The following is a 24,213-nucleotide window of genomic DNA, read 5'->3' on the forward strand; positions in this document are numbered from 1 at the left end:
CACCGACGATCCACCCATTTCTTTCTAGAGAAAAATAGGCACTGGTCTGTTAGCAGGATCTAGCTATAATGCCTTCGACGGAACCTGATGTAGATCAATGGAATGCCCATACTGTCAAAGTGAGAAGATCCTTAAGCGTGGCTTTGATAGTCTGCAAGATGGGACATTAGTCCAGCGATATCAGTGTAAGGATTGCAATCGTCGTTTCAACGAACGCACAGGCACCCCAATGGCTCGTTTACGCACCGCTAGTTCAGTGGTGAGCTATGCCATCAAAGCTCGCACCGAAGGAATGGGGGTCCGTTCAGCAGGTCGTACCTTTGGTAAATCTCATACCACCATTATGCGTTGGGAAAAACGCCTAGCAGACCAAGCACAGAACTGGTCACCCCCCCGCACCAGCAGCCTCTGATGTGACGGTAGAAGGGGATGAAGTATACACTCGTGTAGGCAAAAATCTTCCCCCCCAGCCAGTCCCAGGGCTGGACCATCCACTTCCTTGAACGCGAAAGCCGCTATTGGTTGACAGCACTAGCTGGCCTCAAGGATGCACAACTTTTTGCAAATGGCGTTTACTCAGCTTGGGAGTGGGTGAAAGCCTGTGATGGGATTCGATGGTTTACCGATGGTGAAAGGCGTTATGGACAAGAACTTTGGCAGCTTGCCAGTGTCTATCTCAAAGGTGATGAGTGTCATCCTGACTATGGGCATCGCAAGGTTTGGCGAGAAGGGTTAGAAGTCGTGATGAAAGTTAAAGGGTCTCAGGGGAATCGGCGAGTAGAGTGGGTGAAAGCAGAGCATCCCTTTACCGCTATCAGTCCAGGGTCTGAGATCCATGCCAATCATAATGAGGCTCACAATGCTGCCTTGAGGAGACGATGTAGTGCTTATCGAAGGCGGCAGAATCTCTACGCTAAGAAGCGGTCGGCGTTACAGCGAGTGCTAGACGTACAACGCCTGATTCATAACTGGGTTAGACCCCATTGGGAACTCAGTAAGCAGACCACACTAGCCATGGAGATGGGATTTTGTTCTCGCCCACTGAGTACTTTAGAACTCCTCACCAATAAAGGGTTTAGGTATGTGCCCTGTTAGTAGACCAGTGCCTCTCGCCCACTGAGTACTTTAGAACTCCTCACCAATAAAGGGTTTAGGTATGTGCCCTGTTAGTAGACCAGTGCCGAAAAATAGTAATGTTGAACATTGCGACAACTTGAGAGTTGCTATCCTTCTTAATCATATTTGTCCTTAATCAACACCTCCAAATGCTCAGGATAATTTAAATCAAAGATGGCTAACTATGGCCAGCTATCTTTGGATATCTGACCTGCGGTTGAAATTGCTACATTTCTTTTTTAGCAGGCTTTCTAGACTCAAAACCCTTTGAAAATCCTAATAAAAAAAGAAAGATATTTTCATACACAAAAATAAATTAGGATCTAAATTCTTGTAATTTTATAGACTACTTTTGGCAAAATATTTTTCTCTATGATGTGTTTTTTTTAGTCAAGGGCAATCTAGGGCATGGCCCATAATGCCCTAGCAATCCGATAGAAAGCTAGCGCATGAACCTCTGAGAATCTAATGCAATATTTCGATCAGTTACTAGTTCTCTATACACAAACTATTTGATATGAAAGCAATGATTTTGGCGGCTGGTAAAGGCACCCGCGTTCGCCCAATAACGTTCACGATTCCCAAGCCCATGATTCCGATCATGCAGAAACCTGTAATGGAGTTTCTAGTCGATCTACTTCGGCAACATGGTTTTGATGAAATCATGGTGAACGTAAGCCATTTAGCAGATGAAATTGAAAGCTATTTTAGAGATGGCCAAGGTTTTGGCGTGGATATTGCGTACTCCTTTGAAGGGCGAATTGAAGACGGCATGCTGATCGGAGATGCCGTTGGTTCAGCAGGAGGGATGAAGCGGATTCAGGACTTTTCGCCATTTTTTGACGATACCTTTATTGTGCTCTGTGGTGATGCCCTGATTGATCTAGATTTAACGGCTGCAGTGGAATGGCATCGACAAAAAGGCTCCATGGCCACCATCATTATGAAAACCGTCGATCCAAATGATGTTTCTAGCTATGGGGTTGTCGTCACGGATGAAGAAGGCCGAATCAAATCTTTCCAGGAGAAACCTACGGTTGATGAGGCCCTCAGCAACACCATCAACACAGGTATTTATATTTTTGAGCCTGAGATTCTAGATTTGATTCCCTCTGGAGAAGAGTTTGATATTGGGGGGGATCTTTTTCCCAAACTGGTGTCGATGAATTTACCGTTTTATGGCGTTGCCATGGATTTTCAATGGGTGGATATTGGCAAGGTTCCCGATTATTGGCATGCCATTCGTAGCGTATTGAAAGGCGAGGTCAAAAATGTGGCGATTCCAGGTCGTGAAGTGAAGCCTGGTATCTATACTGGCCTGAACGTTGATGTCAACTGGGATAAGGTCGATATTCAAGGTCCGGTATACATTGGCGGCATGACTCGTATTGATGACGGGGTAAAAATTATTGGCCCAACCATGATTGGACCGAACTGTCATATTTGTAAGGGCGCAACGGTAGACAACAGCGTGATCTTCGAGTACTCTCGCCTGGGTCCTGAAGCGAATCTAGTCGATAAGTTGGTGTTTGGACGCTACTGTGTGGATAAAACAGGTGTATCCCTCGATGTTCGCACAGCCGCTTTGGATTGGCTGATTACGGATGTTCGCCAAGATGCTCATGTTCCCGCACCTGTGATGATCTAAGCTGGTACTTCTGCTCACAAAAGGACCAGCACAGTCCTTGGTCTTGATCTTCCTCAGAAGATTTTGACCGAATTTAGAACTATCGAGATAATCGCTTGTTCTCTCAGAGTTGCTGGTCAATATGAGGAACATTGTCAGCAAAATCATACTGACAGTTTCGAGAATACGGTGCATTTGACTTCATTCATCTTAAGGCAAGAAAGGGATAAGACTTCGTCAGGGTCCGATAACACTCGATATTCCTCGAAAACCTGTGCTACTCTTTTTATAGTACATATGCACTATAAAAATGCTCATTTGCTCAGTTCATGCTGTCTCTTGGGCAGATTCTCTGTGTCTGCCTTGTCTATCTGTCCCAGTCCCTGCTGGGTTCCCTTCCCCAGCCGATGACCATTTACAGAACAATTTGAATCTGCAAGAAGCGCTCATTCCTCGCCCTGCTGCGACGTTTTTGATGCGTGTCAAAGGAGATTCGATGGAAGGCTGTGGAATCTTCTCGGGGGATTTATTGATTGTGGATCGCTCCCTAACCCCCGTCGATGGGGCCGTAGTGATTGCTGTCTTAAACGGCGAGTTTACGGTGAAACAGCTGCGATTATCGCAAAAAACAATTTTATTAGCTGCCGCCAATGCAGACTATACCCCCATCGTCGTCAAAGCCGGAATGGAATTTCAGGTGTGGGGTGTGGTCACCTATGTGGTGCATGGGTTGCAGGTTTGAAACAGCGTCTAATCGGGCTGTGTGACTGCAACTCGTTCTATGCCTCCTGTGAAATGGCGCTCAATCCCCACTTGCAACATAAGCCGGTTGTGATCGCTTCCAATAATGATGGGGTCGTTGTGACCGGCAATGCTGCGGCGAAAGCCTTAGGCTTAGGCATGGGGGTGCCGCTGTTCAAGGCCCAAGATCTGATTAAAAAGCATGACGTACGAGTCTTTAGCTCCAACTACGCGTTGTATGGTGACCTCTCCCAGCGGGTGATGGCAGTCTTGGAGCAGCACACACCTGAACAAGAAATCTACTCCATTGATGAGTGCTTTATCCGTATGCCGGAATTTGCTGAGGCCACGACCTATGCCCGCAACATCAAAGAGACGGTGAAAAAATGGACGGGGATTCCAGTTTCGATGGGGATGGCCACGTCCAAAACGTTAGCGAAAATTGCCAACCACGTTGCTAAAAAACAGAAGGGATATGATGGCGTCTTTGATCTGTCCACGGCCCGCAATGCGGAAGGGATTCTGGCCACCTTTCCTGTGAAAGAGATTTGGGGAATTGGACGGCAATACAATAAGTGGCTACTCAGCCAGGGCATTGAAACGGCAAAGGAACTGCGAGATGCCAATGAAGGGATGATCCGTCAGAAAATGGGGGTGGTCGGTGTGCGGATAATTCATGAGCTTCAGGGAATTTCTTGTCTGCCCCTAGAGCTGGTGGCCAAGCCCAAAAAAGAAATTTGTGTGTCTCGCTCCTTTGGTCAGCCCGTCACAGAGTTGGCGGATTTGCAAGATGCGATCGCAGCCTACGCATCAAGAGCGGCAGAGAAGCTGCGCCAGGAACAGCAGGTGGCAGAGGCCATGGTTGTATTCGCCCGCACCAGCCCTTTTAAGTCAGGATATTTTCGCCAATCCGCAACAGTGCAGTTCCCTATTGCCACTAGCTATACGCCCGCCATAGTCGAAGCGGCCCGCAAAGCCATGGAGCGACTCTACGAACCGGACCGGGAATTTCAGAAGGCAGGTGTGCTGATGGTGGGTCTTTGTTCTGAAACGACTATCCAAGGGCATCTCTGGGAGAAAGATGAGGGTTGGGAGAAACGAAAGAGACTGATGTCGATTATGGATGAGGTGAATACTCGGTTTGGCCGAGGCACGATCGGCATTGCAGCGTCGGGGGCAAAGCAGACCTGGAAAATGCAGTCAAAGTGGCGATCGCCGAGGTATACAACCTGCTGGGCAGAGTTACCTGTGGCGAGTTGTTGAAGGAGATAGCCTCAGGCTAGTGGCTTGCAGTTTCACTCCCCTCGATTAGATAGGTGCCAAACCCCAAAGAAGTTCAAGGTGTTTTCGCTGATTGGGTTCTACTGACACCAGCTCACCAAGCACAAGACCATCATTACTGATGCTTGATATGTAAAAAGGATTGAATAAGCCTTACTCCCTGTTGAGCCTTTTCTATGGAAAGTGAGTTATCTCCACATAAGTGTAAGGTTTTTCTATTCAAGAGAATTAATTTAATTCCATAAAATATTTGATCGGATTCTTGCTCAATATCGACCTTATAAATTTCTTTTAATAAGTAATCATGACTACTTGGACCTAGCAGTCCCATCTTATTGACCGTAAGTATGCCATCTCTCTTATTAAAGCTCCATGTATTGATTTTTACTGAATCAAAAACACAAATAAATATGATGCACAACCCTAAAATAGCCCCAGCAGCAATGTGTCCTACTAGTAGCTCATCCGCACTATTGGCAGGAAGAAATAGACCGATTAATCCTAGTAGAATAAAGGCACTGAAGAAAACCCAGCTATGAATTGGATAATATTGAATTACTAATTTTTCATTATTATGATCAATAATTCTCATATTTTTTATCTATTAAGCTTGTCTTAAAGTGTTGTCAAAAAAATGATTGTAGCAACACTTTAAGACTGATAATTCTGTCGATTTTAGATGTAAGTTATGCTTCATGATTGCCTCTACAAGCACAATCTAACCCACCAAACTGATAAAACAACGTACACTCATTGGTAACACGCATTTGCGTTTGACCATTAACTCTCCGTGACCAATGACTCAAAGCTCAGGGTTCTTTAATCAACGCTATGTAAATAACTTTGTGCCCTTGCCAGGGAAAGGAGAGCCTGCAGTGGGGCGGCTGGCGCCAGACTTTGAGCTACCTCGAATCGGTGGAGACTCGGTCAAACTGTCGGACTATCGTGGACAGCAGCCCATCTTTCTCGCCTTTACTCGTATCTTTACCGAAAAACTTTTTTGCCCCTTTTGCTATCCCCATATTCAAGACTTAAAACAGCGCTACTCCGAGATTGTGGATCGAGGGGCAGAGCTGCTGATGATTTCCAGTACGGATCAAGTGCAGAGTGAGCAAATCGTCTCTGACTTAGATCTGCCTTACCCCTTTTTATACAATCCGAAATGTGAAAGCTTCCGCAACTATGGAGCAGGACAAGCCCTTGGTGCCCCATTACCTGCTCAATATATTGTGGATGTAGACGGCACAATCCGCTTCCGCCATATGTTTTCGTTCGTCGATCACAATGCAGGAATGGATGAAGTACTCACTATTCTTGAGGGTTTAATCCCCCAGGGCTAAACCAAAGTTGCCCCTTGAAATGCCCCGATGGGTGCGATCTCATCCAGGTTTCGCAACGTTTCTGCACTTAACTGAATACCAAGAGCCGCAAGATTTTCATCGATACGGGATTTTTTGCGACTCCCTGGAATCGGAATGATATTGTCACCTTGGGCAATTAACCAAGCCAGGGCAAGCTGTGCAGGCGTAATGTTCAAATCAAGAGCAATCTTTTTGATGTCCTCAAGACGCTGAAGGTTTTTGCTGAGATTCTCGCCTTGCATTTTAGGATTATTAGTGCGGAAATCACCGTCATCTAACTGCTTAACAGTACCTGTTAGGAATCCAGCGCCAAGGGGGGACCAACAAACAAGGGATGCGCTGATACTGTTAATGGCTGGCAAAATATCAGTCTCCGCTTCACGTCTAAATAAGGAATATTCGTATTGAACCGCTGAAATGGGATGGACCTGATTTGCTTGAATAATTTCCTCAGCGGTTACATTAGACAATCCAATCGCTTTCACCTTGCCCGCTTGAACAGCTTCTGCCATGGCAGAGACCGTTTCTTCCAGGGAGGTACTGGGATCAAGGTAGTGTGCATACAGTAAATCAATTTGATTGACACCCAGGCGCTCAAGGCTGTTGTCAATCGCACGTTTAACGTAGGACCGAGTGCCGTTGATGGTGAGGGGAAATCCCCAACCGGTGTCTATTTGATGGCCCGTTTGATCTTCTTCAAATACAATGCCGAACTTGGTTGCCACAAAAGGCGTTTGGGTGGATTGCTGTATGGCTTGTTTAAGTAAGCTTTCGTTATGTCCTGCACCATAGGCATCAGCCGTATCGATCATCATATTCTGCTCAATGGCATAGGTCAGGGTTTCTACTGCCGTTTGATCTTCGCTGGCACCGTAGTAACCTTCCAATACCATGGCACCATAGCCGATTTGCTTGATTGGCGTTGAATTAATGGTCAACATAATTTACTCCTAGGGAGATGCTTATAGTTACGATTGAATGGCTCTGCCACTTAAATAATTAGCCAGGTTACTAAACCCCAAAAAGGCACGAATCGCAGCCACCGTTTTTTAGGATTAGTTTCTACAGCACCTAGCAGAACAATCTGAAAAAGCGTAAAGAAGACAAAGTCCACACAGAAGGCAGCGGAGACCCGGTTTATCGTTACCTGAGTCCCGAAATAGTTAAGTCGCTCTGCCACAGTGCCAAATTCTGGTCCAATAAACCCAAACCAGAACAGCGCCATCCCACTCACCAAAAACCCTATCCAACCAAAGGCCCGAGCTAAAAGCCCTTTCGAAGGCGATGGTATGTCTTCAGGGAGGGGCATGGCAGCTCTCATGGCCATATACGGAATCATAAAAGCATTCGTCAGAAAGAGCGCCATACTCCAAATCGGCACTTTGGGTAGCTTTTGGCTACGCACATCAGCTAACAGTAAGGGCAAGAAAATAAAAATCCAAGCAATGGCAAAGTTGAAAAAGGCTTGGTCTACCGGATGAACCAGAGGCGCTTCCAGGTAGTGAATGCCTAGCATGTTAGCTAAGGGCAAGATAAAGAAGAAGTTGAGGGACTCATTCAGCACTTCCTGCCAGGTTTCCGCTTGAATCGCCCATACTGGTTCTCCAGGCATCAGTTGTCCTGGTGGAGAGAGAAACAGGATATAAATATAGGCTCCAGCCAAAAGCCAGAGCAGTCTGGATATCCACGGCTGAGACGAATCTGGCGGGCTGGCTGAAGACTGAAGTGATGTTTCCCCAGGCTCAGCGGGTTTCAGTAGCAGCCGCACTAAGGGGGCAATCAAGCGCAGAATCAAAAATGCGCCTTTACCAGGCTTGATCACAGGTTCAACCAAATCCCGGGCAAAGATCAGTTTTCCAGTTTTCTCAGATAGTCGGCAAAAGCTAACCCCTCGTCCATTGGGTAGGGGAATACCACCCAGCTCCACATGCCAGAGAATACCTACCGCAAGAGCATCACCTTCCGTAATGTCGTCCACCACAAATAACAAGTCTGCAGGCATCCCTTTACAAGATTCAGTGAATAGCTCCCCCACTGCTGCTTTCCCTTGAAAAGGTATCGGAAAATTTAGGTCTTGATAACAACAGTCTGGATCAACATATTCCAGGGCTTTGGCAACATTGCGCTCATTAATGGCCTCATACATGGCCTGAATGAGGAGATGGGCTGGGAGTGTCATGGGGTTCAGGACATAGAGGAGAACATCGGTCATCTGGGCAGTTGAGCAGCAGACATACTGTCAACAAAGCCAGCCTTCTGACACTGATGCCCGCCCAAACGCTCGGCCAAGAGCGACCGACAGCTTCATTTTACTCAAGGTTAGCGAGTCCCCTCATGCTTTATACCCTCCCTCTCAGAGTTCTTGAGGAACTCGTATGTCTGGGAAGGGAAACGACGAATATCGGGCAGTAACCAATTTGCCTTCTGGATTAAAACTGATGAAGATTGCATCACAGTCTAGAAGTACGTTATGGGGGTCAACTAGATAGAGCTTTTTGGAAATACCAACTTTCTTTTCCTCCTGATTCGGCCTCCAATTCTCTTCACTGGGTAATCGGAAAGACGTACCCGCATAAGTTTGTGTAACGGCAGCTCTCACTTCTGGGAGGGTCATATCTGGATGCAGAGAAAAGTAAAAGCTCACAAAAGGCCTAACCGGTGACCAGAAGAAGAAGGTAACTAGGACTGCCAGGGGCTGAATCAGGAAAAGATAACGCCACCTTTGCCATCTAAAGGCAAACACTGTCGTCATAGAGAAGAGAAGTGAAGTTAACCATAGTAAGAACCAAAACCCGAGAGCAATTGAGTCACTCACGAGGTATATCAAGCAGCTGTAACAGATGGAGATGAGCAAAAGCCAGATAAAAAAAATTGGTGTCATCTTCGAACTCATCTCTTCAGGCTCTGATAGAGTGCCATACAAATGCTATGAAACTATCGTGCGATCGCAGCTTGTATATGCATCAGGATCAGCGCATTATGTCGACGCTATTTCCCTGAGTACCACAGCACGAATCAGCGTCTGATACCCTTTCACTCAGCTTTTTGCTAAATACTGAACCCCGCTGTTTTTATAGGAGAGACTGGGTGAGTTGCTCTTGCGTCGGTATATCAGCAGGCAAAAACGTTCTTAAATCATCCTTAGTCGGTCTGGCTAAAGCAGCCAAACGGCCACATTGCATTGCAACACAACGATCAAAAAGGTTTCTCACAAAGCGGCCGTTTCCCAATTCGCCGATTTGGGTTTCATATTGTCCAATTAAATGACGCATGGACTTCAAGGTTTGTGCAGAGAGAAGATAGCCATGCTGTTCACAAATCGCTTTAAAAATATCAGCTAACTCAGATGGGGCATAATCTTCAAAATGGATCGCTCTAGAAAACCTGGACTTTAAACCAGGGTTGGAATCAATAAAACGAGACATCTCTTCTTTATAGCCTGCAACCACCACCACCAAGTCGTTTCTGTGGTCTTCCATCATCTTGAGGAGTGTATTGATTGCCTCTTGTCCAAAGGCATCTCCACGACCATCTGCAACCAGTGCATAAGCCTCATCAATAAAAAGCACCCCTCCTAGTGCTGATTCGATCACTTGGGTGGTTTTAGGCGCTGTTTGACCCACATATTCAGCGACTAAATGACTTCGATCAACTTCGATAAAATGTCCTTCTGACACCACACCCAAATGTTTATAAATCTTTCCCAGCAGCCTCGCGACCGTGGTTTTGCCCGTTCCAGGATTGCCCGTGAATACTAGATGTCTTGTGATTCCAGGAGACTTGATGCCCACTTTCGCCTGCATCTGAGATACCTTGGCGATGTTGACTAACTCTTGCACTGTAGATTTAACCGTATCTAAACCCGTTAGGGCATAAAGCTGATTGAGAGCGTGTTGCAATTCCTCTTGATTACTAATTTTTTTCGTCTGATCAGGCGAAGTCTCAGCATGCTTGCTTTTTTGATTTTGTGGATTGCGATTTGTGCACTGGGGTGGCTTTGGGACTAAAGATTTTCTCCGAATTCTCTCCAAAGTCCGAACGGTTTCTTGATCCTTAGACCATTGGTATTCCAGTAAGTCTTTCAGACCAGGATTCCAACCTTTCCGAAATCCCAAGCGTCTGGCAAGTTCTTCCAATTCATCCTTTTCAAGCGGGAACTCTTGATTCAATTGTCCATAAACCCAGCCTTCCGAGAGACATAAGTGGAGTTTTTGACGAATAAGTATAGAAAGATATTGGTCGACGTCTTGGCGCATTGGAACGAATTTCCCCAACATTGAATTTTTAATCACTTGGGATAGGGTTTATTCATCCCAGATTCATGAAAAATGTAATGAGTCTATGCTGAACGATAGATAACACCCGAAAAATTGAGATCAGAGATTGATCGAAGAAATAGCATAATTTCTCTATAAACTCTAAATATTTGAATCAACAAAAGAATCCATACTATTTTTTTCAGTTTGGATATAAATACTATGCTATTCATTCTCAGAAGACTGTTTTCGCCCTTGAGGCAACAGCCCAATGCCAACAAGACAAGATCGTAAAGCGAATATTCTGGTCAATGAAATAGGCGTTAGGTGTTCGCCATTTCTAACCCATTGATTTACATATTCAATCTCTTTCTGAATGGCCGAGCCTAGAGTTCATTTCTAGATTGCCCAATACAGGACGGCAGCGTATCAGTGTAATTTTTCAGGATTGTCTAATGGATGGAGTCGCAAAATTTTAGGCCATGCAAATCTACGGCGAAGGAGTTTGCATCATGACCTTGACATTGTTATCTACTTTATCTCCAGCGCCACTGAAAATAACATCCACGGCCTTTGGATCTTGGAGAACTGTCGCTCGAAGAAATAATGCTGTCCAAGTCCCAATCGTTTTGATTGCCAGCGCTTGAGGCATATCTTGCACCTTAGGATCCCGGATAATAGCTGGAACCACAGCAGGCGTATTGACTGGGTTATTGGGTGCATTGCTATTCGTAATGCCAAAATGATTGGCCCCTGTGACGGATACCAGCACCTTCGTCGGATTTCCCAACTGCTGATAGGTTTCCTTTGTCTTCTCGGGAAACGAGCGCCCATCTTTTTCACCAAAGATTAAAGCGGTGGGTATCGTGTCGTTATTAATGGGGGGAACGGGGTCACCCGTATAGGGCTTAAGGTGAGTGCCATAGAAAACAGCAGCAACCAATGCTTCTGGCTGCTTGAATTCACCATAAAGGCATTTAGGCATGGAACATCCTCCCTGAACAGCGTTTAATCCTGCAGCCCCTCCTAAAGAATGGCCTAGCAGTACCAATTGCTCCGGGTTGATGACCTCTGCCACAGGAGAGGCAGCCGGATCTTTGATGAAATTCCAGACCTCATTGATCAGTTTCAACTCAGGGTAATACCCTGTCGTGGTTGGCGCAGGAGGTGGTACAGGCCAAAGTCTTAAGTTATTGGGAATGACGACTACAAAGCCATAGCTCGCAACCACTTTGGCATATTCGGAGTAGTGAGATTTGTCTACATTAGCGCCCTGAAGCAACAGCGCCACCGGAAAAGGCTTGGCAACCGAAGCAGAGTTGACACTTCGAGGAACAAAAATATCTGCGACATCTCCACTAGACGTAATCACCGTCTCTAACTGCTGAATCCCAGAGAAGAGGGGAGCAGGTAAGGAGGAAATTTTCAGCACCTCATCTTGTTTAGAACTCTCTATCCTGCCATCAGTTCTAAGGTCATCTTCACCGTTATTCTTGCCGATATTTTCTCGTTCTATTTCTGCTATTACGTAGCTAGGATCTTTGCTACCAAAAGTGAAATGATGCCTATCAAACGTCCCATCAATTACACTGACAAAGTTGGCTTTTTCACTCACATTTGTATCGGTATAAAGCGTTTTCTGAGTCAAATTAGAAGCGTAAATCTGTTTGGCCAAGGCTTTCTGATGGCAGTCTCCCACTGCGAATAACGCTGATAAACCGATGCCTATGGCTCCAGGGTAAATGACAGTTAACGCGATCTTTTTATGCACAACGACACTCTTCAATTAAGTGAATTAAATAATTGATGCAGAAATAAAAACCACAAAAAATGATGGTTCAATTTCTTTCAATATTGCACTTTATGGCAAGAGAAGAAAGAAGACTGGATTACCATACAGGTTCTACCTGAAAATCAATGCCTATGAGAACAGTTGTGGGTCCTCTATCGCCTATCGAGGGTCGCCACTACGATCATCAAAAGGCATAACTGCTGTAATTAGGCTTTATCAATCCCTTTTCCATGTCTATCTGGTCCATATAAACGAATGGGCCAGCAGGAACATCTTGGGTTGATCATCCATCCACATCCCCCTCCTGAGTCCACTCTTGAAGTCGCCTTGTCTCTTGGCAGTTATGATTGACGCCAATGCCTGGCACAGAAAGATGTGCTGGAGAATATACACGCTTGAGAAGGTATTTCTTTCCAGTCAGTACCTCTGGTCATACCGAACATGTTGCAATTAGGCCACAACCACAATTCTTCTCAAGAAAAGTTACCGTCGGGTTTGCGCCTTCTAAAGTTCGTGCATAATACCAAAACAAAGGGAAAGCCATGCTGGGAAAGGTATTACACACTTTGCTCAGTCAACTTCCTGGACAATGCATTAAGCCAAAAATTATTCGGTATATAGGTAAATAAGGGTATGGGGCGTTACTTAATTCTCGTATATGGCATTTTCTCCTATTTGATTGGTCTGGGAGGACTGGTCTTCTTTATTCTGTTTATTGGGGGTTGGGAGTTTATGCCTGTTCATATCGACTCAGGAACGCCTGGCCCACTGGGGATTGCATTGCTGATCAACGTCGGATTAGTGCTGCTATTCGGACTACAACATTCTGTGATGGCCCGCTCTGGATTTAAGAAAACTTGGACCAAATTGATTCCTAAAGCGGCAGAACGAAGTACCTATGTTTTGTTGTCGGGCATTATTTTGTGCCTGATCGGTCTGTACTGGCAAACTTTGCCTGGAACCCTTTGGCAGATCGATAATTCGATTGCTCGAACCATTATTATTGCTTGCCAGCTGGTGGGTTGGGTCTTGCTGGTTCTGGCATCATTTGTGATTAACCACTTTGAATTATTTGGTTTGCAGCAGGTCTATTTCAACTTTGTGAATAAGCCAGAACCAGCCCCGAACTTTACCGATCGGTTTATCTATAAGCTGGTCCGTCATCCGATCCAACTGGGTGTTCTCGTTGGTATTTGGTTGACACCGACGATGACTATGACACATCTGATGCTATCTAGCATGATGAGCAGCTACATCTTTATTGGCTTGTACTACGAGGAGAAGGATCTAATAGCCACTTTGGGACAAGAGTATAAAGACTATATGGAGCGGGTCTCCAAACTTCTGCCCATCCCCAAAAAAGCGACTACAGCCGAATAGTGTTGGCGTTTAAGCTTTCAGTGACATTCAGTAAGAAAGACTAGGCATCTGTTGCCTACAGCAAGGCCATCCCCATGTGCCTTGCCCTTGTTTATGGGACGATAGCTTTAGGGCTGTGGATATCAAGTTTGGAGTTGGAACAATGAGTCAATTCGACGTTGTTAACAAAGAATTTTATGCAATTTACGAGCGGGACAGTGGTAAACCCCTGGTTCGCCGGATCAAAGCAGAAGATCACGATAATGCTTGGGACGTTGCTGAGGCTTTGGGGCAGAATCTTGTGGATGTCGTAGATATCCCCCCAACAGGCGATGTCGAGTTTGCAGAGGACGACATTGCCCCTAAAACGTGGCAAATGGATCGGCAGGACTTAAGCGTTGAGTGGAACGAACGGATTGCTAACAAGATTGATGGGGCATAACTTTCGATGAGGAATGTTCTTCCCATCCACCCCTACGCCCCATTAATAAGCGAGCAAAAAAAGGCTCCCTTTCACACTGTGGTGAGGGGAGCGGTAACTACTCATTCTTGGATTATACGAGGAATTAGGAGTGAGATGATTTCTGATCCACTGCGATTCCCCATTCTTGAACAGAACACAAAGTTGTAAGCTCTATTCTGATAAGAACGGTTTAGGTTCTTGATGTTGTTCAGAAAAGCCACAATAGGCTCTCTTACAAAGGCCGCCCACCCTCTAGGGTCTTTGTCTATTGGTAGGAACAATCATACAGATATGACTTTTACCCAAAGGCAACTTTGCAGCATCCTAATAATCTAGCAATTGATTCACAGTCACATCATAAATGCGTTTGAGGTGATAGCCAGGCACCATAATCATCCAGTTCACTCCCATATCAATGGACTGGTGATGGGCATAGCAAAGCGATGTGCGGCACTCAGAGTATTGTGCACGCGCTTTGCTATCCCTTGACATTTCCTCTGCCGTAGATATTTTATGGCGTTTAGGATGGACTACAGTCTCATTTGGGGTAAGGGTCAGTTGATGTTGCGTACGCATGCTTCTCCGTTAGAAAAAAAGCCTTCGCAGATAGTCACCCGTTCTAAAGTAGCGAATTTAACGCAATCAACAGCACCTGTTCCTCCTACCGTTCAGGCCAAGTCCAATGAAGAAGGTCTAGCTGAATGGGCAGCCCAGCTACAGAAGTGGGATCGATTGGGAACACCCTGGATGGATAAGGCTCCAAATTTATCTGGGGAGTTAGTACAGCCATGGATTCAGCAGAAGGTAACACTTAGTCCGCCAAGAGATATACATCAACAAGAGGTGGATAGAGGCGCTAAGAAAGCTGTGCAACCTATCCATTCACCTGTTTGCAATAACAGCTCCAATGCATTGTCTGGTGAGCCTGTTCAGCAAAAGCCTATCGATACTAACATCACACAACGATTTAGTCCGGTGGAAGGAGGGGAGATTTCTGCAGATCTTGAAGCTTCAATTCAGCAAGCCCGCTCTAGTGGGCGTCCGTTGGATACCAATATTCGCAGATCCATGGAGCAATCATTTGGAGCTGACTTTAGCAATGTGCGCGTTCATACCGATAGTCAAGCCGATCGTTTCAACCGCGACTTACACTCTCGAGCCTTCACCACAAAAGAAGATTTATTTTTTAAACAGGGTGAATATCAACCAGGTAATACAGACGGTCAAACGCTATTGGCCCATGAGCTAACGCATGTATTGCAGCAAAAAGGCACATCTTTGCAGACCGGCAACTCGATACAACGAGATGATGAAAAACCCAACAAACTAAGTGAGAAGGAAAAGTATAACGAAAAACAAAATAAAAAAATTAATGAATATCGGAACAAAAAAGGGGAATTACATTCGAAAAACTTTAGCTCCAAGCTGAAAGGTGGTTTTCTAGGGGACATGGAATCCAAGATGGTAGGCATTGTCAAAGATGTCCAAGATAAAGAGGGATCAATTCAGCAAGCAGATAATTATATCCATGGAGATGCCGCAGTTAATGCATTTCTGCTACAGAAACTCTTAGAGTCAAAAGAAAAGAAAGACCAACAGATTGTTGACACATTTGCTAAGCAAGTTCTGACAAAGAAATATAGAAAAAGCTTGCTATTTAACGATAAGCTTGATAGCTCATTTGTTTTATCTAATAAAAATAAGTCTCTAGAAACTGCGCGAGTCAGCAAGAAAAGAGTTGAAGATACGGCTGGTGACCGAGTCATTATTGAAATGTACTATAACCAGATCGAAAAATTACGTAAGGGAAAACATACTCAAAAGGATAAAGAGAAAGCTGCAGATATTTATAAATTCACAAAAAATCGCCAATTTGACATTACTAAGAGAGCAGAAGCTCAGAAAGAAGAACGAAACAAATTGGAGGATGAAGGACGAATCTCAACAGCTGTAGTGCGAGCCCTTCAAGCAACACAGCATGCAGTATATGGCACAGTGTTAAAGGTTCTAACGCTTGGATTTGTCACCACCAAAAAGAATCGTGACAAACGAGGTTGGGTGTCAGATAAAGATTTCACGCTGGATTTAGAAACAGGTACATCAGTTGAAGAAGAATTGAACTCGAAAAAGAGAAATTTCGACTTCCAGTCTCCTGTGGAAAAAATACGCGAGATTGTGAATGAGTATAAAGCCAAAGTAGCGGATAGGAAAGGGCTTGGCAAAGCTAAGTTGTTTTCTACTCTCTCTCTAGGGTGTGAAGTATTAAAGCGGTTTTTGGGACTTGTACAAGGCGTGTTTACCTCTGCTGCATTATGGGCCGCTGGACTAAGTTTGATTCCAGGTGCTCAGATTCTCGCTGTTATGGCTGCATTCTGTAGCACAGTCTCCTATTATCTTGGCTTAATTATGACGAGCATTAGTTCTTTAAGAACAATGCTAGACGGATTGGTCCAGCTTCTCAATAAAAATCCACTACTATTTGCTCAACTTTCTGGAGAAACGCTAAAGTCTGGCCTGAATACTGTTACAGAATCACTAGCCTACGGCACTGGTACATTAGCCAATTTTGGCCGGGAACAGATTACGGGTCAGAACCGCTTTGACACTGAAGGGATCTACGATCCGAAGTCAACCTTTAACAATCACAAGGATTTAAATACTAGTCAAGGCCCAGACACATTCAGTAGTAAAGGGCTAGGTGATAAAAGTGTCGTTGGCAGCACTGTGGGGGTCGGCAGTGGAATCATGGGAATTAATGCAGGTGGAACCGCTGGCATCCAATCTACAGATGATAATGATATGACCTACACCCAGACTGTGAATAAGAATCGTAGAATTGGGAAGAAATCAAAAATGACTTCTAATACTTCCAATAAAGAGCTTCAATCCATTTTGGAAGCATATGAGACGACTAAAGAAAAAGCACAGAAGACAGGATCAGAATTTACTAAGGCAGTGGTTAAGTTGTCATCTGAGAAGCCACCCAAGTCAAACGTCAAGAAGAATACTGAAATACCAAAAGATGACAGTGAAAATCTGAAGAGACTACCTCTAATTAGCAAACTAAAGAATGAAGTACTTGGCGATTTCAAAGATGGAATTGAGGAATTAGGAAAGGCTTAGCATTAAGTGAATGAGAGTTATTGAACCTGAAATTAATCTTTCCTCTGGCTTGGTCACCTTACGCTTCCCAATCACAGACTTAGAGTTAAAAGAAATTAGACATCAACAGATTTTTAATTTTCAAGAGGTTCTATTCTCAACAGACATACCCACCACTTCATTTCAGGAAGCTTTCATAACAATTATTTCCGAATCAAAGAATTTGGATGGATATGGCGAGGATACTAGCACCAATGCAAATATTGAACTTGAATTGGAATCTGAGAAATGGCAGATCTTAAGCCTAGAAATTGATGGTATCGTCTACCCTACGTTTTATTTTCTGAGAACGCAGGGTCAGCTTCAAGGTTCTTTAATTCAAGCAATGATGCATTTTGCGGTTGATCGAGCTACTCAGGATGAGAACTTATCTATCCAGTCTAAAACCCTAGTCAGTGAAGCAGTGTCTGGCTTTCTTTCTCTTGGAATCGATGGACTCAGCGATGAACATAGGTTAGAGAAAAGTCTTAAACAGGTACTTTCTAGAATTAGTCATGTATACACTCACGATCAATATCAGTCAGTCATTGAACAGTTCTTAAAGGCAAAGGATATTCCATTTGATCGTGAGGAAGACTCCTACTATTTTTCTGTCAATACTTCAGAATGTCGTTGGGGAGTAGAGCTAAACTTACTCGACGATACTGAAGGTATAATCCTATATTCCTATTTTCAGGTAGAGCTTGACGAAGGTAGTGTGGATAGTCTATTGAGAGATCTCAACTCAATTAATCAATCTCTCTTGCTCGGAAACTTTCAATTTAGTATTGAAGAGCACGTACTCTATTATCGGAACCATCTTAATCTCCAGGTCTATGATTTAGAGAAAAGTCTAGACAACTTATTTCAAGATAACTACGACTCCATTCAGAGCATTTCCTTACTTATAAAAGACAAGTATCACAATCAAATCAAAATTATTGATTGAAGTTATCAATTAATGCCAGCCACAACAAGGTGTCGTTCAACATAAAAGCACTGCTCGTTTATGCTGCAGGTTGCAAGCCAGTTTCAGATATTATGCGAGCAGTTTTCCGATGAATGAGCAGAAAGATACAGGGCACAAAATATAAAGCAAGAATGGTAGCCCCCAATAAGCCCCCCGCAATCGTAATCGCCAAAGGTGGCCAAAATCCCGTCTCATCCATCATCAGGGGCACTAAGCCCACAATGGTGGTCAGTGTCGTTGCCACCACATGTCGAGCAGAGGACAATACCACCCGCTCAATCGCTCGTCGCGATCCCTGATAGGCCCGTTCATCCTCTCGCAGAGCGGCTAACACCACAATCGAATCATTGATCGCTAAACCGATTAAACCCAACATACCCAAAATCGCGGTAAAGCCAAAAATAGACTGAAATGCCCATAGGGCAAAGGCTCCCAACCCGATACTAAGCAGTGCAATCAGGCCAATGAGACCTGCCAGCAAAAACGAGTTAAAGGATAAGACAAGGGTCGCGGTCATCAAAATCACTAACAAGCCAACAGTGGCTAATAAATTCCCCACTGCACTTCCACGAGCATCCGCTTCGCCGCCATAGGTCAAGGAATAGCCAGGTGGGAGTTGAAACTCGCTCTGTTCTAGTCGCGTCTGGAACTGTTTGAGTACCGTATCGGGCAGGGCTCCTGCTTGCAAATAGCCTTCCACCGTATTGAACCGTTGACCATCCCGGCGGGTAATGGTGGCGAGGTTGGGTACTAGATTTATGTCTGCGATCGCACTCAACGGTACCTGCCCATCTTGGCTCCCCAGCAACTCCAGAGAGGTCACCGAGGATAAATCCGCCCGATCCGTATCGGACAGGCGCACCCGTACGGGTAAATCTTCCGTGGATTCCAGGAGTGAACCACCCGTATTGCCATCCAAATAAGCATTGAGCTGACGGGCAATAGCTTCATTACTCAACCCCACCCGTCGAGCCTGGATTTCATCCACATCTAAGGCCAGTTTCGGCAGGGCTTCATCAATCACCGCCCGCGTTTGCACCACCTCTGGTTCTTGGGCCAAGAGGGTGCGGAGTTCATTGCCCAACTGCCGCAGAGTTTCCATATCGGGACCAAAGACTTCAATCTCAATCGGCGCACCAAAGGGAGGGCCTTGTTCCAACTGTTTGACCAAAATCTGCGCCTGGGGAAAGGCGGCATCCAGTTCCATCTGTAAGGTCTGAATCGTCTGACTGAGATTTTTAGTGGAGGCCAGCTGGACAATCCCCTGGGCAAAATCCGGGACATTGGTACGGATGCTGTTGATGTTGTAGAAAAAGCGCGGCGCACTTTCGCCAATAAACCACTGGACTTCCGCCACTTCAGCATGGGCTAGCATCCGATCCCGCAGATCACGCACGGTTTCTGTGGTTTGGGTAATTGTAGAGGAGGTGGGCATTTCCACCTGAATTTGGATTTGGTCCCGATTGGTGGGTGGGAAAAACTGCTGGGGTAGGGAGGCAAACTGACTAAAGCCCACCACAGGCAACAGCAGGGATAGGCCAATCCCCAAAATCGGCTTGGCTAAGGTGAGCCGCAGCAGATGCCGAAAGCCCTTAGATAGAGCTGGGCTAGACACCCCTTTATGCAACCAGCGAGGCCCTTGAGTGCCAGCCTGACCAACGCCAATAATTGCGGTTAGAGCTGCAATGATCGTCAGGGACACGGCCAGAGAGCTTAAGAGAGCCAGGATAACCGTTAAACCAATCGTGCCAATAAATTCCCCGGTACCGCCTTTGGACGTGGCAATGGGGACAAAGGCAAATACGGTGGTCAGGGTCGAGGCCAGCAGCGGAATGCCCAGATGCTGGACAGTTTCACGCACGGCAATCGCACCTCGTAACCCCTCCCGCAATCGATGCTGAACTTCATCCACAACAATAATGGCGTTATCAATCAGCAATCCCAGGGCAATAATCAAGCCCGTAATCGACATCTGATGGAGGGGAATCCCCAGTCCTTGCATCCAGCCAAACACCGCCAGCGTGACCAGGGGTAAGGCCGTGCCCACAATCAGAGCTGCCCGCCATCCCAGCATCACTACGGAAATGCCAATCACCAAGACCGAACTCACCACCAGATTGGTAATTACCCCGTTCAGCCGCTGACGAACATACTGACTTTGCTCTTGGATCACCTCCACACTCATCCCGTCCGACAGATTGGCCTGAAACTCTTGGATCTGCTGACGAGCGAGCTGCGACCACTGATCGACTCGCTCTTGAGATTCGACCGTGGCGGAGAGGGTAATGCCTGGCTTACCGTTGATCAGGGTGAGGCTATCAAGGGGAGCGCGGATGCCTTTGGTGACCTGGGCAATATCCTGCAGTTGGGTCACCTGTCCTGCATCCCCCAATTGGATCGGAATCGTCTTAATTCGAGCCAGGGTTTCCAGTTGGGTATCCACTTCTAGCAAAAACTCATCTGCCTCGCCCCGTAAAGTCCCTGCTGAAACCTTGGCATCACTGGCCTGCAATTGCCGTGCCACTTCAGCCGGGGTTAATCCCAAATTCACCAGCTCAGCCTGGTTAATCTCCACCAGAATTTCTTCCTGGGGGTCACCAAATACCTCCACTTTGTCCGTCCCTGGAATGCCGCGCAGTCGGTCTTCCAGCCCTGCCGCCACCCGCGTCAAAATCGTGTAGTTGGGGTCACCTTCCAAATCCCAGGTCAAGGCCACAATTAAGGCCGAAGCTTTGAGGTCACTCTGGTCAAACTCTGGCTTTAGAGTATCGGGGGGAAGGGCTGGGATCGTATCTTCCACCTTGCTCCGTACCTGAGCCCAGATCGGATCCACATCTGGAACCGCATCACTCAGTTCCACCACCACCACGGACACTCCCAAACTGGAGGTGGAGTCAATTTCCTCAATCTCTTCGATTTCCTGTAGCTCCGTCTCAATCCGTTCTGAGACCAGCGACTCCACCCGCTCGGCACTCGCCCCCGGCCAGAAGGTGGTCACCGTGGCAAATCGAGGCGTAATTTCCGGGTCTTCCAACCGAGGCAAGGTCAGAAAAGAGGACAAGCCCCACACCACAATCAGGGCAATCGACAGAATCAGTAACTGACGGTTGCGGTAGAACAGGTTCAACATGGTAGCCCCGGTATCGTTTCGGTATCGCGCTAGTTTTTGGTGTTGGCAACTTTGACCAGTTGGCCAGGAGCCAGACGGTGAGTGCCTTTGGCAATCACTTGCTCTTGGGAATTCAGCATGCCGCGAACATAGATGCGATCGCCCGCCGTATGCAGCACTTCCAGATCGCGTCGAGCCACACTAAACACCTGATCTTGATCTGTAGACTTCAACACAGAGGCCGACCATAGGCCCCGCTCTCCTGCAATCACCGCCGTTGAGGGCAGCCAAAATCCCGGTTGAGTTTGCCGTTGAGCCAACACCAGCTTGGCCGTTTGCCCCATCGAGACTGCAGCATCCTTGGGTAAGGTCAACACCGCCATCACCGTTCGGCTTTGGTTATCCACTTCCGGTAGCAGGGTTTTTACCTGCCCCTGATAACGCTGATCGCCGACTTGCACCGGATAGGTCTGACCGGGCTGCATTCGACTCGCCATCGCCTGGGGAATGCCAATTCGGGCCTCGATCTTCGAGGTTTCCACCAGCCGCAAAATTGGTTGGCCTCCGTTTAAGACCACCCCTTCATCCATAAGGCGCTGCGCCACCTGTCCCGTAAAGGGCGCTCGCAACACACTTTTAGATCGCTGAATATCTAAGGCTTTTAGACGGGCATCAATTTCGGCCAGCTGGGCGGACTGGGACTCCACCTGCTCTACCCGCGTTCCCGCCAAGAGTTCTTCTAACCGCTTCCGAGCTTGGCCCTGACGTTTTTCCAAGGCTTGAGCGGCAAAATATCGTTCTTCAAAGGACTCACGGGAAATAGCGCCTTGCTTATATAGGTCTTGACGACGCTTACTCTGCTTTTCCGCCAGCAACCGCTGCTGACCTAAATCCTCCACTGCTGCCCGAGCCGCCCCAATCTCTTCCGTTCTTGGTCCAGTTTTCAATTCTCGGAACTGGGCTTGGGCCTGGGCTTTTTGGGCTAAAAGCTGCTGACGCTGGGCGGCTAGGCTGCGCGTATCTAAACGAGCTAGGGGCATCCCTTGCTGTACCCAATCCCCTTCATCCACCGCAATTTCGATCAAGGTTCCGGTCAGCTCAAACCCCAGTTCACTGGTGCGATTGGCTTGCACTTCCCCGGCATAGGTGCGCTGAATATCATAGGAGGTTGAAGGCTGCAGGGAAAGAGTGGTGACGGGCAAGATGGCTTGTTTGGGAGCGGGGCCAGTCTGAGGCGTCCCCCACGTTTTGATGCCAAAAGTGACTGCACCGACTGCTAAAACGGCTAAACCCAGCATCCGTGGGGATTTCCAAACGGGCAGCTTAAAAGTCGGTTTAGGCAGCGGAGGAGTAGATTGAGCCATCGTTTATATCCAACTTGTTGATATAAAACTTGTTGAGTATTACATCGATAGCTTATACTCAACTTGTTGGATATGTCAACGCCACCCCATCATCAATTCATGACCCTTGCCCACACGATTTTGACAGTTCTATCTGAGGCTCCCCACAGCGGCTACGACCTTAGTAAGCGCTTTGAGGAATCAGTGAGCTGTTTTTGGAAAGCCAGTCAGCAGCAGATTTATCGAGAGTTATCCAAGATTGAAACCCAAGGCTGGGTAACCCATGAGCTGGTTCCCCAACAGGGCAAGCCTGATAAAAAGGTCTACCAAATTACCGAGATGGGCAAACAAGAGCTGCTGAACTGGTATGCAGAGCCGTCCACACCGACTCCCATCCGCGAAGATTTATTAGTAAAGGTCTTGGCAGGCCCCTATGTTCCCCGTCCACTGCTGATCCAGCAGGTCAAAGCTCGTCAAGCATTACATCAGCAACAATTGGAACGCTATCTAGAAAAGGAAGCCTGTTTTCAACAGTTAGAAACTGTAGAGCCAGCGTTGAAGTTCCGGTATTTCACCCTTAGACGAGGGATTCGATACGAGCGAGAATGGATTGATTGGTGCCAAGAAGTGATTGATACTCTAAAAGCAGATACCAGTTTGTACTAATCCTCAGACTGTTGATGCAGACGGTGTTGCCAGAGAGTATCAACGATAATGATGAACGCCGTGGGCACACAGCCAAAGATCAACACGAGCACTCCCCATATAATGAAGATAACCAGCGGCCCTTCAAAACCCTCTATACCTGCCACTTCAAAGAAGAAACGCTGACCGTCTAAATATTGAATACTGTTGCCATTCTGCTCTATAGCGAACAGTGCTTGATAGTACGGGTAGTGATCGTTGGCAACCTGGTCTCCCCTGGCACTGACAAAGGCTCGCTTATGTCCTGCTTTTGTTTTGCCAATCAGAACAACTCCCTGTAGAAAATCTTGGGTATATCCTTCATCAGGCGTAGCAATAATCGGAGACTGCAGCATTGCCGAATAGATAGCTAAGGCCTCCTGCACATTATGCTCAAAGGATGAGGGTAGCTTCCCCTGAGCTTGCAAATGATTCAGAAGAGGCTTGGCATTAGGGGAGTAAGGAGCACCTTGCGAACTATTCAGTATTTCAACCAAGGTCGATTGTTTATCAATGGTTAATCCACAGGGTTTATCCGTATCGCAGAAATCTGTTCTAATCGGAATTAAGTGCTCTACTTCTATAATGTTTTTAGCGGACCCCAGCAACCCAGGACGCACAATTAGATAACCCCAAAATTCATAATGCACCCATAAAGTGCCTATCAAAGCAAAAACAGCCATACCAACCAAGTAAGACCAGGCAAATCGGACGAGCTTTCTTGAAGAGCTGAAGAGATGTATTGGCATCTGTATATCCCGTGAGGAATGGGTCACCATTTCTTGAGACCTGAAATTATTTATATGAGAATTGAGGGAAGCATTACGGTGATCTGGGATCTCTATATTGCAAATCTCAACCTTTTTGTGCGGTGATTTTGAGCACTCCGGTCCCTAGTTTTAACGGGGTATCTTCTCTAGATATAGCCCCATGTTTCTTCCATAAAAAGGCATCTGGCATTGTGCCTGTA

Annotated in this window: 19 protein-coding genes and 1 pseudogene; 10 read left to right on the forward strand and 10 right to left on the reverse strand. The window is 46.3% G+C overall.

Annotated elements, in window-relative coordinates; all coding sequences use genetic code 11:
- Positions 1 to 97 precede the first annotated feature (97 nt).
- The 4 genes and pseudogenes from AM1_RS39795 to AM1_RS11410 all read left to right on the forward strand — a co-directional run bounded on the left by AM1_RS39795 (position 98) and on the right by AM1_RS11410 (position 4,747).
- Positions 98 to 1,095, forward strand: a pseudogene (locus AM1_RS39795) (IS1/IS1595 family N-terminal zinc-binding domain-containing protein).
- A gap of 538 nt (positions 1,096 to 1,633) precedes the next feature.
- A complete protein-coding gene (locus AM1_RS11400; RefSeq protein ID WP_012162994.1) occupies positions 1,634 to 2,764 on the forward strand; it encodes a sugar phosphate nucleotidyltransferase in 1,131 nt (376 codons plus the stop codon).
- 289 nt (positions 2,765 to 3,053) lie between these two features.
- On the forward strand, positions 3,054 to 3,485 hold the full coding sequence (locus AM1_RS11405) for a LexA family protein (RefSeq protein ID WP_041659700.1): 432 nt from the start codon (positions 3,054 to 3,056) through the stop codon (positions 3,483 to 3,485).
- Positions 3,482 to 4,747: a Y-family DNA polymerase gene (locus tag AM1_RS11410; RefSeq protein ID WP_071819947.1), complete on the forward strand. Its 1,266-nt coding sequence runs from the start codon at positions 3,482 to 3,484 to the stop codon at positions 4,745 to 4,747. Before AM1_RS11405 ends, AM1_RS11410 begins: the two co-directional genes overlap by 4 nt.
- Positions 4,748 to 4,880: 133 nt before the next feature.
- Here the strand turns inward: AM1_RS11410 and AM1_RS11415 are convergent, their stop codons facing one another.
- Complete coding sequence (locus AM1_RS11415; protein ID WP_012162997.1) at positions 4,881 to 5,357, reverse strand: hypothetical protein; 477 nt, start codon at positions 5,355 to 5,357, stop codon at positions 4,881 to 4,883.
- A 205-nt stretch (positions 5,358 to 5,562) separates the two neighbouring features.
- Between AM1_RS11415 and AM1_RS11420 the strand changes: the two genes are divergently transcribed.
- Positions 5,563 to 6,105 carry a peroxiredoxin family protein gene (locus AM1_RS11420; protein WP_012162998.1) on the forward strand — a complete coding sequence of 181 codons (543 nt, stop codon included), beginning with the start codon at positions 5,563 to 5,565 and terminating at the stop codon, positions 6,103 to 6,105.
- On the opposite strand, the gene AM1_RS11425 is transcribed toward AM1_RS11420, so the two are convergent.
- The 5 genes from AM1_RS11425 to AM1_RS11445 all read right to left on the reverse strand — a co-directional run bounded on the left by AM1_RS11425 (position 6,102) and on the right by AM1_RS11445 (position 12,153).
- On the reverse strand, positions 6,102 to 7,067 hold the full coding sequence (locus tag AM1_RS11425) for an aldo/keto reductase (RefSeq protein WP_012162999.1): 966 nt from the start codon (positions 7,065 to 7,067) through the stop codon (positions 6,102 to 6,104). The two genes, AM1_RS11420 and AM1_RS11425, sit on opposite strands and share 4 nt — an antisense overlap.
- Positions 7,068 to 7,117: 50 nt before the next feature.
- Positions 7,118 to 8,338, reverse strand: a complete 1,221-nt coding sequence (locus AM1_RS11430) for a nuclear transport factor 2 family protein (RefSeq protein ID WP_012163000.1) — start codon at positions 8,336 to 8,338, stop codon at positions 7,118 to 7,120.
- A gap of 141 nt (positions 8,339 to 8,479) precedes the next feature.
- Complete coding sequence (locus AM1_RS11435) at positions 8,480 to 8,878, reverse strand: hypothetical protein (protein WP_012163001.1); 399 nt, start codon at positions 8,876 to 8,878, stop codon at positions 8,480 to 8,482.
- 319 nt (positions 8,879 to 9,197) lie between these two features.
- The gene (locus AM1_RS11440; protein ID WP_012163002.1) at positions 9,198 to 10,382 is read right to left on the reverse strand and encodes an AAA family ATPase; all 1,185 of its coding nucleotides are present in this window, start codon (positions 10,380 to 10,382) and stop codon (positions 9,198 to 9,200) included.
- Between the two features lie 490 nt (positions 10,383 to 10,872).
- Positions 10,873 to 12,153 carry an alpha/beta hydrolase family protein gene (locus AM1_RS11445; RefSeq protein WP_012163003.1) on the reverse strand — a complete coding sequence of 427 codons (1,281 nt, stop codon included), beginning with the start codon at positions 12,151 to 12,153 and terminating at the stop codon, positions 10,873 to 10,875.
- 654 nt (positions 12,154 to 12,807) lie between these two features.
- Between AM1_RS11445 and AM1_RS11450 the strand changes: the two genes are divergently transcribed.
- Positions 12,808 to 13,554 (forward strand): methyltransferase family protein, encoded by a 747-nt coding sequence (locus AM1_RS11450; RefSeq protein WP_012163004.1) that lies wholly within the window; start codon positions 12,808 to 12,810, stop codon positions 13,552 to 13,554.
- A gap of 142 nt (positions 13,555 to 13,696) precedes the next feature.
- Positions 13,697 to 13,975, forward strand: coding sequence for a hypothetical protein (locus AM1_RS11455; protein ID WP_012163005.1), 279 nt, complete (start codon positions 13,697 to 13,699; stop codon positions 13,973 to 13,975).
- A gap of 345 nt (positions 13,976 to 14,320) precedes the next feature.
- Here AM1_RS11455 and AM1_RS42145 read toward each other — a convergent pair whose 3' ends face one another.
- Positions 14,321 to 14,572, reverse strand: coding sequence for a hypothetical protein (locus tag AM1_RS42145; protein WP_012163006.1), 252 nt, complete (start codon positions 14,570 to 14,572; stop codon positions 14,321 to 14,323).
- Here AM1_RS42145 and AM1_RS37570 point away from each other — a divergent pair.
- Entirely contained in the window at positions 14,558 to 17,119 is a 2,562-nt protein-coding gene (locus AM1_RS37570; protein WP_012163007.1) for an eCIS core domain-containing protein, read from the forward strand. The two genes, AM1_RS42145 and AM1_RS37570, sit on opposite strands and share 15 nt — an antisense overlap.
- Before the next feature lie 10 nt (positions 17,120 to 17,129).
- On the forward strand, positions 17,130 to 18,086 hold the full coding sequence (locus tag AM1_RS11465) for a YbjN domain-containing protein (RefSeq protein WP_012163008.1): 957 nt from the start codon (positions 17,130 to 17,132) through the stop codon (positions 18,084 to 18,086).
- 58 nt (positions 18,087 to 18,144) lie between these two features.
- On the opposite strand, the gene AM1_RS11470 is transcribed toward AM1_RS11465, so the two are convergent.
- The gene (locus AM1_RS11470) at positions 18,145 to 21,237 is read right to left on the reverse strand and encodes an efflux RND transporter permease subunit (protein ID WP_012163009.1); all 3,093 of its coding nucleotides are present in this window, start codon (positions 21,235 to 21,237) and stop codon (positions 18,145 to 18,147) included.
- A gap of 29 nt (positions 21,238 to 21,266) precedes the next feature.
- A complete protein-coding gene (locus AM1_RS11475) occupies positions 21,267 to 22,580 on the reverse strand; it encodes an efflux RND transporter periplasmic adaptor subunit (protein ID WP_041659705.1) in 1,314 nt (437 codons plus the stop codon).
- A 99-nt stretch (positions 22,581 to 22,679) separates the two neighbouring features.
- Between AM1_RS11475 and AM1_RS11480 the strand changes: the two genes are divergently transcribed.
- Entirely contained in the window at positions 22,680 to 23,225 is a 546-nt protein-coding gene (locus AM1_RS11480; protein WP_012163011.1) for a PadR family transcriptional regulator, read from the forward strand.
- Here AM1_RS11480 and AM1_RS11485 read toward each other — a convergent pair.
- Positions 23,222 to 23,992: a hypothetical protein gene (locus AM1_RS11485; RefSeq protein ID WP_238549229.1), complete on the reverse strand. Its 771-nt coding sequence runs from the start codon at positions 23,990 to 23,992 to the stop codon at positions 23,222 to 23,224. The genes AM1_RS11480 and AM1_RS11485 overlap by 4 nt on opposite strands.
- Positions 23,993 to 24,213 lie beyond the last annotated feature (221 nt).

The organism is Acaryochloris marina MBIC11017, assembly GCF_000018105.1.
GTDB lineage: Bacteria > Cyanobacteriota > Cyanobacteriia > Thermosynechococcales > Thermosynechococcaceae > Acaryochloris > Acaryochloris marina.

Excerpts from the sequence above, each read along its gene's own strand:
- AM1_RS11435 (WP_012163001.1), bottom strand. The coding sequence starts at position 8,878 with ATGACGACAGTGTTTGCCTTTAGATGGCAAAGGTGGCGTTATCTTTTC.
- AM1_RS11475 (WP_041659705.1), bottom strand. The coding sequence starts at position 22,580 with ATGGCTCAATCTACTCCTCCGCTGCCTAAACCGACTTTTAAGCTGCCC.
- AM1_RS11480 (WP_012163011.1), top strand. The coding sequence starts at position 22,680 with ATGACCCTTGCCCACACGATTTTGACAGTTCTATCTGAGGCTCCCCAC.
- AM1_RS11485 (WP_238549229.1), bottom strand. The coding sequence starts at position 23,992 with ATGCCAATACATCTCTTCAGCTCTTCAAGAAAGCTCGTCCGATTTGCC.
- AM1_RS11465 (WP_012163008.1), top strand. The coding sequence starts at position 17,130 with ATGAGAGTTATTGAACCTGAAATTAATCTTTCCTCTGGCTTGGTCACC.
- AM1_RS11455 (WP_012163005.1), top strand. The coding sequence starts at position 13,697 with ATGAGTCAATTCGACGTTGTTAACAAAGAATTTTATGCAATTTACGAG.
- AM1_RS42145 (WP_012163006.1), bottom strand. The coding sequence starts at position 14,572 with ATGCGTACGCAACATCAACTGACCCTTACCCCAAATGAGACTGTAGTC.
- AM1_RS11450 (WP_012163004.1), top strand. The coding sequence starts at position 12,808 with ATGGGGCGTTACTTAATTCTCGTATATGGCATTTTCTCCTATTTGATT.
- AM1_RS11470 (WP_012163009.1), bottom strand. The coding sequence starts at position 21,237 with ATGTTGAACCTGTTCTACCGCAACCGTCAGTTACTGATTCTGTCGATT.
- AM1_RS11400 (WP_012162994.1), top strand. The coding sequence starts at position 1,634 with ATGAAAGCAATGATTTTGGCGGCTGGTAAAGGCACCCGCGTTCGCCCA.
- AM1_RS11425 (WP_012162999.1), bottom strand. The coding sequence starts at position 7,067 with ATGTTGACCATTAATTCAACGCCAATCAAGCAAATCGGCTATGGTGCC.
- AM1_RS11430 (WP_012163000.1), bottom strand. The coding sequence starts at position 8,338 with ATGACCGATGTTCTCCTCTATGTCCTGAACCCCATGACACTCCCAGCC.
- AM1_RS11440 (WP_012163002.1), bottom strand. The coding sequence starts at position 10,382 with ATGCGCCAAGACGTCGACCAATATCTTTCTATACTTATTCGTCAAAAA.
- AM1_RS11415 (WP_012162997.1), bottom strand. The coding sequence starts at position 5,357 with ATGAGAATTATTGATCATAATAATGAAAAATTAGTAATTCAATATTAT.
- AM1_RS37570 (WP_012163007.1), top strand. The coding sequence starts at position 14,558 with ATGTTGCGTACGCATGCTTCTCCGTTAGAAAAAAAGCCTTCGCAGATA.
- AM1_RS11405 (WP_041659700.1), top strand. The coding sequence starts at position 3,054 with ATGCTCATTTGCTCAGTTCATGCTGTCTCTTGGGCAGATTCTCTGTGT.
- AM1_RS11420 (WP_012162998.1), top strand. The coding sequence starts at position 5,563 with ATGACTCAAAGCTCAGGGTTCTTTAATCAACGCTATGTAAATAACTTT.